The following is a 17091-nucleotide window of genomic DNA, read 5'->3' on the forward strand; positions in this document are numbered from 1 at the left end:
TTTTTCTCTTTACTTTTCAATATATGCAGCTTGTTTTTATTTTAATCCTTCAACGATGTCTGATAGTTCACTCCATCTTTCCATCTTTTTTTCTAGCTCTTCTTCTGTTTTCTGCTGTGCTTCAGATAATTCTTGTGCCTTTGTGAAGTCAGATCCAACTTTCGCAAGTTCTTCTCCAATTGACTCAATTTTCTCTTCAAGTTCGGCAATTGTATCTTCAATCGTTTCCCATTCACGCTGTTCATTGTATGAAAGTTTACGTTTACGTTGTTGTTTTGGAGCTTCTTCTACAACTTTTTTCTCTTTTTGAACTTCCGCTTTCTCCATAAGTTCTCTCGTTTTTTCCATTTCTAAATAATCTGTATAACTACCTAGAAACTCACGCACTTCGCCTCCGCCAGTAAAGATGAACAGTTCATCTACTACTTTATCTAAGAAGTAACGGTCATGCGATACAGTTAAAACGACACCTGGGAAATCTTCTAAATAATCTTCTAGTACTGTTAATGTTTGTGTATCTAGATCGTTCGTAGGTTCATCAAGTAAAAGTACGTTTGGTTCTCCCATTAAAATACGTAATAAATATAAACGTCTTCTTTCACCACCAGATAGTTTACCAAGTGGTGTACCATGTGAATGCGTCGGGAATAAGAAACGTTCTAACATTTGAGATGCACCAATTACTTTTCCATCTGTCGTATGAATAACTTCTGCAATCTCTTTAATGTATTCAATCATACGCTGATTTAAATTCATCTCTTCATTTTCTTGCGTATAATAAGCAACTTTTACAGTTTGTCCTACTTCCACTTCACCACTATCAGGAGATAACTTACCTGCAAGCATATTTAATAGGGAAGATTTCCCACTTCCATTCGCCCCAATAATTCCGATACGATCACCCGGTTTCACAATATGATTAAAATTATGTAATACCGTCTTATCGCCAAATTTTTTCGTTACATCTTTTAACTCAAGTACTTTCTTTCCTAGACGACTTCCGCTTAGTGCAATATCAACTGACTGTTTTGCAGCTGGTCCTTCTTGTGCCTTTAGCTCATCAAAACGCTGAATACGCGCCTTTTGTTTCGTAGAACGGGCTTTTGCACCACGACGAATCCAAGCAAGTTCACGACGATATAAATTTTGGCGTTTCGATTCTTGTGCCAATTCTTGCTCTTCACGAAGTGCTTTCGCTTCTAAAAATGTACTATAGTTTCCTTCGTAGCTATATAGTTTACCATTATCTAATTCAAAAATACGATTCGTCACACGATCTAAGAAATAACGATCATGGGTTACAAGTAATACCGAACCTGTATATCTCGCTAAATATTCTTCTAACCATTCAACTGTCTCATGGTCAAGATGGTTCGTAGGCTCGTCTAAAATTAATAAATCCGGTGTTTCAATAAAACATTGTGCCATTGCAATACGTTTTTTCTGTCCACCAGATAAATTCCCAACAATTGCAGTGAAGTCCGTAATTCCTAATTTCGTTAAAAGAGACTTCGCATTTGCATTTGCTTCCCATGCACTCATTGCATCCATACGTTGCTGCACTGCAAATAATTGTTCCTGTACTTTTTCATTACTTGGATCTTTTTCAATATTTAATAGTGCTTTTTCATAATCACGAAGAAGACGAATTAAAGGTGTATCACCATGGAACACTTGCTCTAATACTGTCAGTTTTTCATCAAACTCTGGTTGCTGTGATAAATAACTAATTGTATACCCACGTGAATGCGTCATATCACCTGTATCAGGAGCTTCTAATCCTGCAATAATTTTTAATAATGTCGATTTACCAGTTCCGTTTACACCAATAATTCCGACACGTTGTCCTTCTGTAATACTACATGATAATCCATCAAATAACGGCTTTTCTCCATATGATTTTGATAAGTTCTCCACAGTTAACATTTTCATATTTGTGCATTCCACTCTTTCATAAATTGTTCAATAAACTGTTCCATATAACGATGACGAATTTCAGCCTCTTGTTTTGCTGCATTCGTATTCATTAAATCTTTTAATTTCAAAAGTTTTTCATAAAAATGATTTAAAGATGGATCATTATTTTTTCTATACTCTTCTTTCGTCATTTCTTCACGCGGCGGAATAGTTGGGTCATACATTAATCTCCCTTTCGCCCCACCATATGCAAATGTACGAGCAATTCCTATTGCACCAAGAGCATCTAAACGATCCGCATCTTGAACAATTTTCCCTTCAAGTGACTCTACTGTGCCGCCATGGCCACCTTTATAAGACATATTGGCGATGATATGAAGAATATGTTTACTTTCCTCTTCTTCAACACGTAGCTCTTCTAACCAATCAGAAACTTTTTTCATTCCTGCTTCTTCACTTTCATTTAGCTTTTCATCTGCCACATCGTGAAGTAATGCTGCCATTTCAATTATAAAACGATTTCCACCTTCTTGCTCAGATAAAGAAATCGCCATTTTATGTACACGTTCAATATGATACCAATCATGCCCACTCGCATCTTTTTCTAAAATATGTTTTACAAAAGTAATTGTTTTTTGAATTTTTTCTTGTTTTGTCATTTTATCTTCACCCAGTTACTTATTGTAACACGCCCGCATTTTTTCATCACATATTTTCTTGTCCGCCCATACACTAGGTGGTAGGCATCATCATGAAGGAGGAATAAACATGTTCTATAATAATCAACCGCCTTATCCAAGGCAACCATTGTATCCTCAACAACAAGAACAGAGATACACAGAACAATACGAAGAACAAGAGTTACAACAGCAAGAGCAACAATATGACGAAAACCCATATGCAACAACGCAAAACCAAGAAACTGAATTTCAACAAAATCCATATGACACACGTCCAAATTATGAATATCCTCAAAATCCATATGCAGCACCACAAAATCAAGAACAGCGATATCCTCAAAATCCATATGTAATACCACAAAACCAAGAACAACAATATCAACAAAATCCATATGTAGCACCGCAAAACCAAGAACAACAATATCAACAAAATCCATATGCAGCACCACAAAACCCATACACAACTCAACCACAACAACCGCAATATCAACAACAAATGTATCAACCAAACTACGACGCACGTGTCTCACCACCTAAACCACCAACAATAGATCCAACTCAGCCACAAATTTTACCGCCCGGACCAACACTAGACATTACACAACCACAAATCTTACCACCTGGACCAATTACTGAACCAACACAACAACAAATTCAACAAGTTGTCGGTACACAGTTTTTACCTTTCAAGAAACCTGTACTAGATTTCGTAAAACCATGGGTAGATTACGGTTTAAATGAAGCAAAACATACATCACACGAACACGCATTAACAGAAGTTGCTGCAATTATGTTTTTAGTTGGTAAAGGCTTCAATCCGACGATTGCTCATTATATCGTTGAATCTTGGGAGAAGAATGAACAATTTTAGAATTGTTTATTTGATAAAATACAAAAACACAAAAGTGCCAAACCCCTTATAAAACAAGGGTTTTGGCACTTTTTAATATCCAGAATAAATTTTATTGAAATAATTGTTTTTATAGATTTTCATACTTTTTTATATAGTACGTGAACAAAATGTGAGCAAAATGTGCGCAAATATATGAATCACATTTTGCTGTTGGTGCACTGGTTATTTAAACCAATTCTCAATTATGAGATTTATATGAAAAGCCAACACTTTTTCCCGTTGGCACCCGGACAGTTTCATGATATCCAGCCACGACACTTATGCACCGTGGCTTTATATATAAAATCAATTAAGCTTTTCGTCTTTTTCTTCCTTTTCTCCGTCCATTCCGACCAAGTAACGTTTTGATAAAGGAGCTACGCTATCCCCACAGTATTCTTTTTTCAAAGAACAATTAACTGTAGAAATATCGTACCGCCGATTCCAATGTAAAAAGGCACCTGATTAAGTGCCCTAAATAGTGCCCCGAACAGTACTCCTAAAATTCCATCACTTTTTAAATCATGCCAAGCGCTGTAGCAAAGTTGATGATACCTGATTTACGTTTTCTATAAAACTTACCTGGTTTCATTGCAAGGATAGTATAAATGTAATCATCATTTAATTCTTTGATACTCATATACTTCATTATATAACCCTCCCACTTCTCAATCCTTACATATGTAAGACTAAAATTTAAAATATTATATATATATGCCTTTATATGTGTATGAAATTAGTTCTGTATCCCATATAGGTTGGAAACCTTCATTTTCTTATGCCTATTAATGTGTAATTTACTAGCAGTGATCATTTAACTTAACACAATTACACTACATTTTCATAGTATATTTAATCATTTTCACCAGACATAAAGTATAAAAACAATTAAAGAAAAGAGACTGTCTTCAAAAGTTAATCTGAGGATACTTTTTTGACAATCTCTTTTCTTATATCAAAATTTTCAACTACAAAACTTACAAGTGATTATACAAATGTTATACCTGCACTTGCGAAGCCTGTAATAGCAGTAGCTATATCAAAACCTGGTGTAGTCGATGAAACAACAAGTAATATCTTATCTTGTGGAGCGACCGCAATTGCTTGTGCGCTAATACCACTTGAGGTATTACCGATAGCAATAAGACCACTAAATGCTGGTGTTAATAGTAACGGTGTACCTACTGGAGTAAAAGTATTACTTGCTGCTGGTGCGCTGTACAACTGCATTTGAATTTGTATGCTTCCTATCGATAAAGCAACCGCTACAGTTACACTAAAGAATCCTGCTAACGAAGTAATTGTACCTGCGCGAGGAGCTACAAATGCGAAATCAAATACTGGAGGTACAGGGCCTATAGTAATCGGGCCACCAGGTGGGACAATTACAGGGAAGAATGAACTTCCAAATCCAAGAAGTGCTCCTGTATTTGCTAATCCACCTAAAACAGTTGCTAACGCTACTGGCCCACCTGATGCAAACGGAATAACTGCTCCAGCTCCCGTTGCTCCTGTTAGGCCTGTTGGACCTGTTAGACCTGTTGGACCTGTTGGACCTGTTGCTCCTGTTGGACCTGTTGGACCTGTTGGACCTGTTGGACCTGTTGGACCTGTTAGACCTGTTAGACCTGTTGGACCTGTTAGACCTGTTAGACCTGTTGGACCTGTTGGACCTGTTGGACCTGTTGGACCTGTTGGACCTGTTGGGCCTGTTGGACCTGTTGCTCCCGTTCCTGTTGCTCCTGTTGGACCTGTCGCTCCCGTTGGGCCTGTTGGACCTGTTGGACCTGTTGGACCTGTTGCCCCTGGAGTAGCATTGATTAATTGAATTAATAAATTAAAAAGAACTTGTAAAGTTGCAGGATCGACATTTGAGTCGCAGGATACAGGGATAAGATCTAAAGCGAAGAAGAATTGTGCAAGGGCGCTATAAAATTGTTGCAATAATGTTGACAATTGTCCTAAATTAGGTGCTGGAGATTGTAATAAAACTATAATACTTTGAGTTAATTGTTTCAAAAAATTAACTTCTGGGGAAGGTAGTAAGGAATTTAAGAAAATTAAAAATTGATTAAATAAATTGAGTAACGCTAATCTGTTTGCATCACTTGGATTTGCAAAAAATGCTGAAATAGCTGATACTAATGAGTTTAGTAAAGTAATTAATTGACTTAATTGTTCCCTAGTTATAGGAACTGACTGTGGATTTTTACAACAATCTGCTGAAAAAACAATCGGATTGCAGTTATTATGATCAAAACAATCATTATGTTTCATTTATTTCCTCCTTATTTAATAATTTTGAGAGAATATTCTTATACTAAGAAACACTCAATTGTAATGGTGTTGAATATTTTTAAATATCCATTTTTCTTAGAATAAAAATAGTTACTAATAATTAAACTATAAAAATTCAGTTTAATTACATTCACAACTCACATAATATAAGTATACGCATCTATTTATCTAGTGCTTAGATTAATTCCCTAATGAAAAAGCGTATTTTTAAAGGAATACGTTATTACTCCTATCAACGTGTTTATTTTGTCAATAAACGAAAAGGCATATTAATTTATAAGTTCAATAATTCCATTCTAGAGTAATACCAAATGAAGTTTTTTGAAAAACTTTAATCTTCACAACCTAGTTGTTTATATCATGAGTTTCTAATAATACATTTCATTTTCCATTAAGAGCTAATCATTTTGCTTTTGCTGACTAATTATTTCTTTGTAACAACTTATACTCATCTTACATACATTATCTTGAATCCTTACTTGTTAAACCATTTAATTGTTCATGACTCACAAACATCAACAATATATAAATGGTGTACTGATTCATAAAAGAGTACCCTATAATGGTGCTCTTTTTTATTTTTTGTAACAACTTACACTCATCTTACATACATTATCTTGAATCCTTACTTGTTAAACCATTTAATTGTTCATGACTCACAAACATCAACAATATATAAATGGTGTACTGATTCATAGAAGAGTACTATATAATGGTGCTCTTCTTTATTTTTTTATAACGATTTATACTCATCTTACATACATTATCTTGAATCCTTACTTGTTAAACCATTTAATTGTTCATGACTCACAAACATTAACAATATATGAATGGTGTACTGATTCATAAAAGAGTACCCTATAATGAACTGCACCTCCAATTGTTAGACTGTGTCTAACAATTGGAGGTGCAGTTTTTCTATGGCTAAATTTACAGCTGATGAAAAAATACAAATCGTTCTACGTTATTTGAACGGAAATGAAAGTTATCGAGAAATGGGTAGATCGCTCGGTATAAGTGACACAATCATTTTGAATTGGGTAAACCAATATAAACAGAATGGTCTGGAAGCTTTTCTAAAACGATGTACAAATTACACACAACAATTTAAACTAGACGTACTAAACTTTATGATTGAAAACGGTATGTCCTTATTTGAGACGGCAGCTATCTTTAATATTCCTGCCCCTTCAACGATTTCTGTTTGGAAAAAACAGCTCGAAACACAAGGAATTGATGCCTGCAGTGACCCCTGTCAAGTAGACAGGATTTAAAAAGCGCAACTAAGTAACCTGAGTTCTATATTTATATGGACTCAGATTATTTAATTTCTTTTGAAATCTTTGATGCCTAATTGATTCATCAATCTTTGTATGCGCTTATGCTTCAAATGAAGGTTATAGGTGACTTTCAGTCACACTTGCACTCCTCTATATCCATAAATCCCTCTTAGTTTTTTATGACACTTCAATATCTTTTTCTTGGTTTTAGCGTCCTCTAGTTGTTTTTCAGAAGGCACTAAGTGCCGCTTTGTCCGCTTATATACCCACTTCTAGTTACACCAGCGATGGCACATAATAGGCTAATCGTATACCCCTTTTCTAACATCTCAAGTATAGCTTCAAACTTTCTCGTTTTGGATATAGCTTACATACCTCCTTTTACATCCCTAAGAGCTTTTTTAACATTTCATTCTCGGCTTCTAATCGTTTAATCTTAGCTTCTGGATCTTTTGGTTTTGTTCTTCCTATACCTGGCCCTTTCGCTTTTCCACGTTTTTCTTCTAGTCCTTTGATACCTTCAGCTTCAAAGTATTTCACCCAACGACTTACAACCGAGTGATGAATACCTAATTCTTTCGCAATGTTTTTATAGCTCATGCCTTCTTTTAAGTATAAATCTATAGCTTTTTTCTTAAATTCTACATCGTAAGTGACTCTAATTTTCCCCATAAAAAAATCCCCTCCATAGTAAACAGGTTAATGCGCTTTCTTTTTCCTGTCTACTATAAGGGGATCATATCAAGATCTCGTCCTCTTTTTGTTTTAGATATGCTCACCATGATCAATATAAGTATCGCCGTATTCGTATGCCGGCGCAGGTGGTCTACCATGATCAGCTTGTGATGTAAAAGATTCTGTAAAACTTCCAATAGTTAAAACAGCAGCAAAACTAAAAAATCCCATTAGTAATTTTTTCATTTTAACGCACTTCCCTTCTGAAGTAATTCTTTAGCATCATAAGATATATTAAAATATTGGCTTGCTTTCTCATGATTCCCTTCTTGATAAAGTTTTTTCGCTAAAATTCCAGAGTACACTTCAATAAAACTAAAATGAACAAAATCCCAATAATTCTTTTTAACAACCCCCTCCATATATGGTTAATATATCCAAGTATACTATGTTGTTATATGTTTGTGTATAAAATTCGTAATTTTTGTAAAAAAAGAGTGTTTAATGCGGAAAAATAAAAGAAATAGCGTTTATGTTGATTGCTTTAGTGGTAATCATTGTAATAGGATTTGATATTAGGAATCTAGATGATCAAAAAGACATTCTCATGTTTGTTATCTATACTATTCCTATAATGCTATTACTGCTGTATGCGAAAAAATTTAAATACATTAAACCAAATTTGTTTTTAACCTTAATTTTTTTAACTTTAGGATTATGGAGTTTATTAACATTCTATGTATTACATGATTTAGTAATATTGATATCAATAATTTTAGGAATGGGGATTACATTGTTAGTTATTTTTTTCTACAGAATAGCAAAAAATAGTTAAGTAACCTGTATTCTTAAATATAGTTAAAAAAAGAGCTCTTTCATGACTTGAAGAGTTCTTTTTAATATCAATAATATACACTGAATATTCAGTATATATTATATCAAGTTTTTAAAAATTTATATATCTAAAGGCGTGTTAAAATAAATGGAAATAATAAACATTGTCACTCTAAGAGGAGGTTGTTGTATGGAGGTTCAGGCACAAACAAATGAACAAATCATGCAAATGCTGAATGAATGGTACATTGAAATTCGCGCTAGACGCTTAAGAAATGCACATCTATTAAAAACTGAAATTGATAAAAAAATAAAAAATATGGAAGAAGATCAAAACTTACTTTTATACTACTCTCTATTAGATTTTCGTCATCAATATTTAGTTGATAGTTTAAGTATTGGAAAAGATAGTTTCAACAAAATCGAATCTTTTAATATTCCAACAGATGATTCTCTTATATACTACTATTACTTTTTTAAGGCGATGCATTCGACGATAGTCGGAAATTACAACTTAGCTAAAATTTACTATGATAAGGCTGAAATAAAACTAAGAGAAATACCAGATCAGTTAGAGCATGCGGAGTTTTATTTCAAACTCGCTACATTTAACTGTCACCATCAGCAGTATATACCTGCATTTCAACAAGTGTCCAAAGCAGAAGAAATCTTCTCTAAATATAACGGATACGAACTAAATATAGGATATTGCAATAACGTATCTGGTCTTATCTGTACACATTTAAATGAATTTGAAACAGCCGAGGAATTTTTTATGTCTGCAATGAATATATTTCAAAAACAAAAAGAAGAACAGGCTATCTTATATGTGCGTCACAATTTAGGGTTTATGTACGCAAACCAAAAGCTATCAGACTTAGCTATTCGTCACCTTTCAGAAGTCATTAAAGAATTACCAAATGATTATAAGGCTATATTGATTGCAGCATGTGAACATGAAAAAATTGGGGAAAAAGAAAAAGCATTAGAGTTGTTTGAGAAAGGCTTGAAAATTAGTACAGATCTGAAAAATGAAGAATATGAACATCACTTTAAAATTTCACAAGCAATAGCAAAAGGTGTATGTGCGGAAGAATTAGAAAAAATTGTATTAGCAGGTAATGTATATTTTGAACGAGAAAATATATATGAGTATGTAAAGGAATATAATGAAAAATTAGCACTAACATTCTATCGGGAAAATAATCATGTGAAGTCAAGTGAGTATTTTTATTTATGTTCTATAATGAAAGGAAAAAATCATTTAGGGGGGCAATAAAATGAAAAAAACAATTCTTTATTCGTTAGGAATATTAACTGCTTTTACCTTAATCTTAGGAAATGCAAATACCCCAAAAGAAACACAAGTATCCTCTGAAGAAGTTGTACAATACTCGCACGGTCATACAGGTGGTTAATTTAATTAGTTTAAAATATATACAAAAAGTGCCTACTCATGATAGAGTAGGCCTCTTTTACTTCACATAAACATAGGCTTCATTTGCAGTTACATAGTATGTTGTTCCTTTACTATTGTGCACTTTGTATTGCGGTGAACCATTAACAGATACTTTAGCATCAATCGTAAATCCAAGCCCTTCATCTACGGTTCCTGCTACATCTTTATCAGACCAAGAAGCAGAATCATAGAAACGAAGGTCGTCCACTTTAGATACAACACGTTTTCCTACTACAGAACTTGAAGTAGTAGTTTGTTCCCCTTGATATTTAATGTAGGATGGGTTGTTATAAATCCATTGGTTACCACCAAGATTTAACCAATCCCCTTGTTTTCCCCATACTTGATATGCTTCTCCTTTATTTAATTGACGGATAACTCCATGATTTGTTGATGGTCCACTTCTTAGGTTTACGTTAAATCCATCAATATAAACTACTCCTGTTTCGCCTACAACGTTTTGAGATGGCTCTTGTGGTTTTGGTTTAACTGTAACTGTTGCGCCTTCATACGCCTTTTGTACGTCCGCTCTGAATTGTGATTCTGATACACCATGACTGCGAAGGTAATCAATCGGATCTTCGTGGTCAGTTCCACCTAATTTGTAAGTAATATCTTTATGTGTCCATAAACCTTTGCTTGGATGAATCCCTCTATCTTTTAAAATCTTAGCTAATAGTTTTACATAACGCTCGTAAGAAGATTTAAATTTATCTGGGCTGCTAGTTTCAGAAAGTTCTACGTGAACAAATCTTTTATTTGCATATGGTCCAGCACCGTAAGCCACATATTTTGTATCGGCAATTTGGACTGTTTCGTTCCAATCTACAGCATAATGTACAAATGCATTTCTCCATGTTCTAGCTTCATAATTTCGAATGTTAATTGCTGGTGCTTCTGGCGTTGCAGTACTATGTGCAACAACGCCCTCATAAGCGCCCACACCGTAGCGATATGCTTGTTTCGGTAAGTCTTGGATAATTAGTACTCTATCAGCAAAAGAAGCCGTAGCAAACGAAAATATGAGTAATAGAGTCATAAATAACGAGCTAAATAGTTTAATTGGTTTTTTCATTGTGTATTTTCCCCTTTTTGCCAAACAAAAAGAGCACCGTCTTTTGACAATGCTCTCCTTATGTAAGGCGTGTATGTTTTTATTTGGTAGTATGTTTTTCTTTTCGTGCATCACTTCTTTGTATCTTTGCTTGAATTTCAGATGCTACACTTTCTAATAACCATGCAGGAATCCATTTTTCCCAGCCAATTCGTGCACAGTTTGCTGCGAAACTATTAAAAATGTGGTAACTCAATCCACCGACTACCATGAAGAAAAAGAAATCAGGTAGTTTAAGAGCAATATCAAATAAATGTGCAAGAGCTGGTAATGATAAAAGCACCACGGTTCTCGTGATGCCCTCAATTCCATATTGTGATGAGTATGTTCCATCTAGCTTTGAAGCTTTACTACCAGTAATCCAGTCAAGCATGATAATCCAGCAATAGATCGATATCCAAATTAAGTTCGCTTTACCGTATAACAAATTAATTATTGTTCCTAATCCGCCGCCTATAGCACCACCTACTTTAAATTGAGTACTTGTAATAACATCGCTTATATTCAATGCCTTGATGAGTTCGTGAATTCTTTCCAAGTTCTCACCTCCTTTCAAATTTTGGCCAAAATAAAAAGCCTACTGTTGTACGCTTAGAATTTACGTATTTAGTCTCTTCCAAGAATGCTCTAATGGTTCTTGACGAGGGTAGTTCACCTCTTGTTTTGAATCATTATTTACTATTAAATCCTCACAAAAAATCATTCCGTTTCGTTTTAGAGACTTTCTACTTCCAATAAAAAAAATATCATCAATAATTTTTCCGGTTCTTTGAACTGAATTTCTCTTTAATGATAGGAGTTCAGGATCAAAAATAATACCTTTAAAGACAGTAATGGTAATCACCTCATTCAATACGAAATGCTAATGGAGCAGGTAAGGAACCATAACTACCACTTGCATTTACGTATTTGTATTTTTGTATGTTCCCATTCACTTCAACTTCTAATATATCGCCACTTACTATACTTGCATCTGAAGTCCGATATATTCCTTCCAATTTCCCACGCACACCATAACTATCTGATAAAATATAAAACGGAGATAGTAGAAAGGTATTATCGATATTTGGATTTAATCCTGTAGGTATTTGCAACCAAGTACTACGATATGATTGGGAGATATTTGTCTCATTAGATCCTTTTGGACGATTAAAAGTAAGCCCGGTGTAAGGGGTTGAATAATTTCCACTCCAAGCACTAGCGTACCAAACTAAAGCGCGTGTATATGGTTCATGTTTTTCTTCTAACATCAATTCTCCTAGTACCCCAATGTATGTAACTGCAGGAGCTAATCTTGTGCTTGCAGGTGGAATTGTGCAAGTTATAATTTTTTCCTTATCAACGAATAGATAGAATTCAATCTCAGTATCTATAGCGATTTTAGGGCCATTTGAAGTAACACCATCAGAGTAATTCCTTCCACGGAACCAACTAGTCGGCCAAGATTGATCCGGAGTAGTCCCACGACCTTTCTCTTTATCATATCCATAACAAAATTTAAAGAAAGCATCAGAATATAGCGTTGATCTCACATCAAAATCTAATTTTTGTGAGCTGTCCTCCATGTTTCTTCCGTCATATGGTATAAGTTCGATATAGATATTTTTTTTACCATCATTTCCGTTCGAATACATGACATAGACATCATTTGAAGTTGGTTTTCCTTCATTTAGTTGTTTCCAGCCAACACGTAACATCTCGTCAATAACCAGATTAAATATATTCTTTTTTAACGGTGTGAATCTTTTGAAGATATGTTCTGTCATAGAGGACACTCCTTTATTGTAAACTTACTGCTTTAATGATTATTGTAAATAAAGCTGGTTCATTTCCTTTGTTTTCAATAAAAACATGAGCAGCACTTGTTGTATCTTTATCTTCGCAAGGGATTGCTAATATATCGTAAGCTTTCTTCTCTTGATTACTCTTATATATTTGTAGTCCGTTTTGTTTCTTATCAAAAATCGAAATAATAGATTCAACATCTTTATCGTTTGTTACATGAATAGTTCGAATATCAAATTTGTTGTATTCCATATTCATTGAAAGGTATTGAGTTTGTCCGTTTTGCACGAGTATTTGTTCAGATTTTTCGATAAGTACGGGTGATGAACTATCACCTACAGTTCCTTTGTAACGATTGATTTTCATTTCAGTACCCATGTAAACACCTCAATCATGTTGCAATTTAATGTTAAATAAAATAGGTTCAAACCCAATGTAGTTTAAATCTTTAGTTACCAGTACCCAAAACTCCCTAGAACTATTTGCGCTTAATGTATTTATTGAAATTTGTTTTACCCAAGCTAAGCTATCTAACGAAATATTTGCCCACGTATATCCCACCTTTTCCATATATTGCTCAATAGAAATTTTGAGATTATGAACAGCTACAGAATTTTCATTTTGGACCATCATTTTAATGATTCTTTTTCCCTCAATCATATTTCCTAAATTAGTTGGATCAGTATCGTTTAATTCTTTAGAGTCCATTATGATTTTTAAAGGAGAACCCATATTATAGATGTCACCGCCATAAAATAGGGTTTTCTTTTCTGCTATAAGGCTATTTTGTTCATCGTAAACTTCAATAGTTCCTTGGAACTCTAAAGATGGTAGGTTTATATCTATACCGGTATTTAATTTGCCCACTTGATTAATAGATAGTGTGGTGCCATTTTCATCTCTTAAAATTACTCTGTTATTTGGGAACAGTTGCCTTAACTTTAATTTGTGGCCACTCGTGATAATGATGCGATCAATATCTAGCGGCTTGTATGGATCTGCGACACCTTTCTTTAATACAACACCGATTTTAGTCGCTTCTAATTTGTCGCTATCTGCATAATCAAAGGTAGCATCTACCTTGCTATAAAAGTCCCATTGTTCACCAGTAGAAGTAGCAAGCCATTCTCTGTGTTCTTTAGAACTATTAATAGAATGAGATTCAAGAAATTCTATTTTATTATCAGCGTTTTGATATATAATCAATCCGCCCTTATCCCCTTCAACATCAGGAGTATAATCAGCAATGACTTGTATTGCTATATCTCCTTCCGGTTTGTTGATTAGTAACATTACATCTTTATCTGCTGTATGATTCAATCTTATAAAGCCTTTTCTTGCAGCGATACTAAATGAATCCGAAGGTGATATAATCCATTCCGGGTTTATAGAATCGAAATCATCTACGAAGATTTTTCCACTTTGTTTTTTGTATAAAGAAACTCCTTTTGTTATTTGGGTGGGATCAAAATAATCAATGGCATATAAAAAAGTATACTTCCCTGTATATCCCATACTTGTCCTTATTGTCACGGTATGCTCTTTGTTTTCTAATTTTAGGTTTTCATAAACAACTGTAAATGGTGGAGTTTTAGAAAAAATTTTTACATATCGCTCTTCACTACCGTCAATTTTAATAACTAAATATTCACTAAGTGGAATTGTGTCGTGTCCAGCCATAATCCGAAGACCTGTACCAAAGAATGTAAAAGATAACTCTGGAGAAGGTACTGCAGCAGTTGCATAAAATGCATTTCCACCCTCTGCTTGATAGTCAGCTCCTACGGAAAACCATCCTGTATTACCAGTAAGATTTACCCCTTTAAAGAAACTACCAACATTAGCAGGTTTACAATATTTTCTTACCCAACCACTTTCCGGATATATTAAATTTGTTCCTATGTCCATTTCTTCCTCCTTATCTTGTCTTCTTCCAATTAGAATTTGTCCACCAAGAAGAGCGGCTATGACGTAACCATAATTTCGGTTCTTCTTTTTGAACTTTTCTGTTTTCATCAACTTCAATTATTTCAGTAGGGTAAATATTATTAACAAGAAACTCATCAAATTGTATACACTCTGTATCAATGAATTTATTAATAATAAATGACTCGCTTTCAATAATTACAGTATCTACTCCAAGAATCTTCTCAAATTGTTCAGCTTCCTCCACAACGGTTTCTATATTAGTTTCTCTATCAAATGTATTATCTTTTATTTCATCAGCTACAAATTGACGAGAGACATCAAATACATCTTGCTCATGGATTAAGGATTGCTTTGCAGGTGTGTCAGCTGCATCATAATCATTAGCAATTTGTGAATCTAATTCTAATACAGGTCTTTTAAAATCTATTATTCCGGACACATCCGTCATGATATTTGGTGTGCAACGCTCCATATCAATGCTATCAACAATTTCAGAAGTTATAGTAACTTTGGAACGATCCATTATATCGGACAACACCGTCGTTGCTTGTAACTCCCGTTTAACCCTTGCAAATAAAACATAATCGGGTAAATAAATAGGTAATCCCATACCTTCAAATAAATCCATTTCTTCATTTTGGGCTTCTAATTCGATAACACTTCTTTCTGCTGTAGAGGATTCTCCCTCTATAACATCAATTTGTTTGTTTTCTCGTGTGCTCAATTCATCTGTTGTAATATATGAAAGGATATTTTGTGATTTCCTATTAAACTCCCGTGATTCAATGGAATCTGCTATTACTTCTGGCACTACTTTGTGGGCATTAGTTTCATTGTCTAATATGGTATGGATCAGTTCTTTTTCACGAGTAGCATTATCAAATTCAATAATGTTTTCTGCGATAAGATCCCAAGTTAAAACAAAATCACCTGCAGTATCGACCACATCAATAGCAAGTTCACGGCCCTTATTATCCATCGATTCCAATACTTCGATAGAATCCCCAGTTAATTCATTTGTAACTCGAATTGATTGTGTTTCATCTTCAATTTCACTTTCGTGACATGAGTGAATTTTATTTGCCTGTTCATATCGTGCAGAGGATGCTATTACTTCATTTTGAGTTCTTTTTGAATCTTCCATATCAAAGGTTTCTAGTTCCAAAGATAAGTTTTTTCGTATAAATGTTTCGTCTGTTGGAACTGCTGCTATTGTTTCTATATGTTCTCTTTCAGCTAATTCAAATGATATTGAACCTCCATCAACTTGAATAATATTTCTATCTGCAGTATTAAATTTTGTATAATCTGCTTTTAATTCTCTTTGGATTCTTGCAAATAAATCATAATCAGGTAAATAAACAGGTATTCCTAGATCGTTAAATAAATCATATTCTTCATAAGAAGCAGCCACTTCATGAATACATCTATCCGCCATTTCTAAAGGATGTGTTGTTATTGCAGTTAACTCTTTAATTACAATCTCACCTGTGCCATTCTCAAATATATTAGACTGCAGTTCTTTTTCTTTTCGGTCTGCCAATATACTTTCGTAGAATTCTTCTCCATACAATACACGAGCTACTTTCACCCATTCGGGAAGTTCTTCTACTTCTGTAGCAAACTCACGAATTTTCTTATGAAGAAGCTCTTCTTCTATGACTTCATTCATTTCATATTCGTCTGTAGTTCTAGACATAATAGATTCATTTACGATTGTTATTTCATGCGTATCAAATGGTTTATCTGCAAGTTCTTCTTTCACATGGCCCATATCAAAAATACAGCTGCGTTGCTGCGCTGACTCATCAGCTGTAATATCTATTGCAAAGCATCTTGATTGTGTGAGGTTTTCCATTTCAGAAATATCTATATTAACGTTACGATCTATATCAAAAGCATTTAACGTTGTAATACTTGCTTCAACTTCAATGTCCCTGGAAGCCTGGTTAATTACATCAGAGAAGACACCTTTAATTTTGTTTACTCTTGTTGCGAATACACCTGCATTATCCTCTTTAACAGCCTTAAATCTTGAATTAGGTGGCATACTTACAGGAAACTCATGCACGTTTTCACCGAAAGGATTAGCAATTGAAATAGAAACACAATAAGTCTTTTCATACGAAAGACTTGGACTAACAGAAACTATATGATTCTTTTCATTTATAAATAAAGAAGGGGCAGCAATCGAGTAATTTTTCTCGTTCATCTTTTGCCTTCCCCCT

The 17091-nt window shown here is 34.2% G+C and carries 15 protein-coding genes and 2 pseudogenes; 4 read left to right on the forward strand and 13 right to left on the reverse strand.

The features are described from left to right. Positions 1-36 precede the first annotated feature (36 nt). On the reverse strand, positions 37-1932 hold the full coding sequence (locus ACUN13_RS13290; RefSeq protein ID WP_000783160.1) for an ABC-F family ATP-binding cassette domain-containing protein: 1896 nt from the start codon (positions 1930-1932) through the stop codon (positions 37-39). Beyond that, complete coding sequence (locus ACUN13_RS13295) at positions 1929-2576, reverse strand: HD domain-containing protein (protein WP_000165966.1); 648 nt, start codon at positions 2574-2576, stop codon at positions 1929-1931. The genes ACUN13_RS13290 and ACUN13_RS13295 overlap by 4 nt, the downstream gene beginning before the upstream one ends. A 109-nt stretch (positions 2577-2685) precedes the next feature. Here ACUN13_RS13295 and ACUN13_RS13300 point away from each other — a divergent pair, with 109 nt between their 5' ends. Then, complete coding sequence (locus tag ACUN13_RS13300) at positions 2686-3468, forward strand: hypothetical protein (RefSeq protein WP_071740447.1); 783 nt, start codon at positions 2686-2688, stop codon at positions 3466-3468. Between the two features lie 538 nt (positions 3469-4006). On the opposite strand, the gene ACUN13_RS13305 is transcribed toward ACUN13_RS13300, so the two are convergent. Then, positions 4007-4138: a hypothetical protein gene (locus ACUN13_RS13305; RefSeq protein WP_276565566.1), complete on the reverse strand. Its 132-nt coding sequence runs from the start codon at positions 4136-4138 to the stop codon at positions 4007-4009. Positions 4139-4476: 338 nt separating this feature from the next. Next, entirely contained in the window at positions 4477-5766 is a 1290-nt protein-coding gene (locus ACUN13_RS13310) for an exosporium glycoprotein BclB-related protein (protein WP_445423818.1), read from the reverse strand. 941 nt (positions 5767-6707) lie between these two features. Here ACUN13_RS13310 and ACUN13_RS13315 point away from each other — a divergent pair. Next, positions 6708-7028 (forward strand): annotated as a pseudogene (locus ACUN13_RS13315) (transposase); the annotation flags it as partial. A gap of 420 nt (positions 7029-7448) precedes the next feature. Here ACUN13_RS13315 and ACUN13_RS13320 read toward each other — a convergent pair. The 3 genes and pseudogenes from ACUN13_RS13320 to ACUN13_RS13330 all read right to left on the reverse strand — a co-directional run. After that, positions 7449-7739, reverse strand: a complete 291-nt coding sequence (locus tag ACUN13_RS13320; RefSeq protein WP_061457133.1) for a transposase — start codon at positions 7737-7739, stop codon at positions 7449-7451. Positions 7740-7832: 93 nt separating this feature from the next. After that, positions 7833-7988, reverse strand: coding sequence for a hypothetical protein (locus tag ACUN13_RS13325; protein WP_170879369.1), 156 nt, complete (start codon positions 7986-7988; stop codon positions 7833-7835). Continuing rightward, positions 7985-8122: pseudogene (locus ACUN13_RS13330) on the reverse strand (aspartate phosphatase); the annotation flags it as partial. The gene ACUN13_RS13325 and the pseudogene ACUN13_RS13330, both read right to left, overlap by 4 nt. 644 nt (positions 8123-8766) lie before the next feature. Here ACUN13_RS13330 and ACUN13_RS13335 point away from each other — a divergent pair. Together ACUN13_RS13335 and ACUN13_RS13340 are read left to right on the forward strand one after the other, a co-directional pair. Then, the gene (locus ACUN13_RS13335; protein WP_061457129.1) at positions 8767-9855 is read left to right on the forward strand and encodes a response regulator aspartate phosphatase; all 1089 of its coding nucleotides are present in this window, start codon (positions 8767-8769) and stop codon (positions 9853-9855) included. 1 nt (position 9856) lies between these two features. Then, positions 9857-9994: a hypothetical protein gene (locus ACUN13_RS13340; RefSeq protein ID WP_170879373.1), complete on the forward strand. Its 138-nt coding sequence runs from the start codon at positions 9857-9859 to the stop codon at positions 9992-9994. Between the two features lie 57 nt (positions 9995-10051). On the opposite strand, the gene ACUN13_RS13345 is transcribed toward ACUN13_RS13340, so the two are convergent. From ACUN13_RS13345 to ACUN13_RS13370, 6 genes are all read right to left on the reverse strand, one after another. After that, a complete protein-coding gene (locus ACUN13_RS13345) occupies positions 10052-11110 on the reverse strand; it encodes an N-acetylmuramoyl-L-alanine amidase (RefSeq protein ID WP_078420661.1) in 1059 nt (352 codons plus the stop codon). A 79-nt stretch (positions 11111-11189) separates the two neighbouring features. Next, positions 11190-11687, reverse strand: a complete 498-nt coding sequence (locus ACUN13_RS13350; RefSeq protein ID WP_000439587.1) for a phage holin family protein — start codon at positions 11685-11687, stop codon at positions 11190-11192. Between the two features lie 307 nt (positions 11688-11994). Then, positions 11995-12915 carry a hypothetical protein gene (locus tag ACUN13_RS13355; protein ID WP_078420662.1) on the reverse strand — a complete coding sequence of 307 codons (921 nt, stop codon included), beginning with the start codon at positions 12913-12915 and terminating at the stop codon, positions 11995-11997. Between the two features lie 13 nt (positions 12916-12928). Then, a complete protein-coding gene (locus ACUN13_RS13360) occupies positions 12929-13312 on the reverse strand; it encodes a hypothetical protein (RefSeq protein WP_078420663.1) in 384 nt (127 codons plus the stop codon). 9 nt (positions 13313-13321) lie between these two features. Then, a complete protein-coding gene (locus tag ACUN13_RS13365; protein ID WP_098852128.1) occupies positions 13322-14842 on the reverse strand; it encodes a cell adhesion protein in 1521 nt (506 codons plus the stop codon). A 10-nt stretch (positions 14843-14852) separates the two neighbouring features. Next, positions 14853-17075: a hypothetical protein gene (locus ACUN13_RS13370; protein ID WP_445423819.1), complete on the reverse strand. Its 2223-nt coding sequence runs from the start codon at positions 17073-17075 to the stop codon at positions 14853-14855. Positions 17076-17091 lie beyond the last annotated feature (16 nt).

The organism is Bacillus cereus group sp. Bce041 (assembly GCF_052646455.1).

What these genes read in the sequence shown, in the direction of transcription:
- ACUN13_RS13290 (WP_000783160.1), bottom strand. Translation starts at nt 1,932, where the DNA reads ATGAAAATGTTAACTGTGGAGAACTTATCAAAATCATATGGAGAAAAG.
- ACUN13_RS13295 (WP_000165966.1), bottom strand. Translation starts at nt 2,576, where the DNA reads ATGACAAAACAAGAAAAAATTCAAAAAACAATTACTTTTGTAAAACAT.
- ACUN13_RS13300 (WP_071740447.1), top strand. Translation starts at nt 2,686, where the DNA reads ATGTTCTATAATAATCAACCGCCTTATCCAAGGCAACCATTGTATCCT.
- ACUN13_RS13305 (WP_276565566.1), bottom strand. Translation starts at nt 4,138, where the DNA reads ATGAAGTATATGAGTATCAAAGAATTAAATGATGATTACATTTATACT.
- ACUN13_RS13310 (WP_445423818.1), bottom strand. Translation starts at nt 5,766, where the DNA reads ATGAAACATAATGATTGTTTTGATCATAATAACTGCAATCCGATTGTT.
- ACUN13_RS13320 (WP_061457133.1), bottom strand. Translation starts at nt 7,739, where the DNA reads ATGGGGAAAATTAGAGTCACTTACGATGTAGAATTTAAGAAAAAAGCT.
- ACUN13_RS13325 (WP_170879369.1), bottom strand. Translation starts at nt 7,988, where the DNA reads ATGAAAAAATTACTAATGGGATTTTTTAGTTTTGCTGCTGTTTTAACT.
- ACUN13_RS13335 (WP_061457129.1), top strand. Translation starts at nt 8,767, where the DNA reads ATGGAGGTTCAGGCACAAACAAATGAACAAATCATGCAAATGCTGAAT.
- ACUN13_RS13340 (WP_170879373.1), top strand. Translation starts at nt 9,857, where the DNA reads ATGAAAAAAACAATTCTTTATTCGTTAGGAATATTAACTGCTTTTACC.
- ACUN13_RS13345 (WP_078420661.1), bottom strand. Translation starts at nt 11,110, where the DNA reads ATGAAAAAACCAATTAAACTATTTAGCTCGTTATTTATGACTCTATTA.
- ACUN13_RS13355 (WP_078420662.1), bottom strand. Translation starts at nt 12,915, where the DNA reads ATGACAGAACATATCTTCAAAAGATTCACACCGTTAAAAAAGAATATA.
- ACUN13_RS13360 (WP_078420663.1), bottom strand. Translation starts at nt 13,312, where the DNA reads ATGGGTACTGAAATGAAAATCAATCGTTACAAAGGAACTGTAGGTGAT.
- ACUN13_RS13365 (WP_098852128.1), bottom strand. Translation starts at nt 14,842, where the DNA reads ATGGACATAGGAACAAATTTAATATATCCGGAAAGTGGTTGGGTAAGA.
- ACUN13_RS13370 (WP_445423819.1), bottom strand. Translation starts at nt 17,075, where the DNA reads ATGAACGAGAAAAATTACTCGATTGCTGCCCCTTCTTTATTTATAAAT.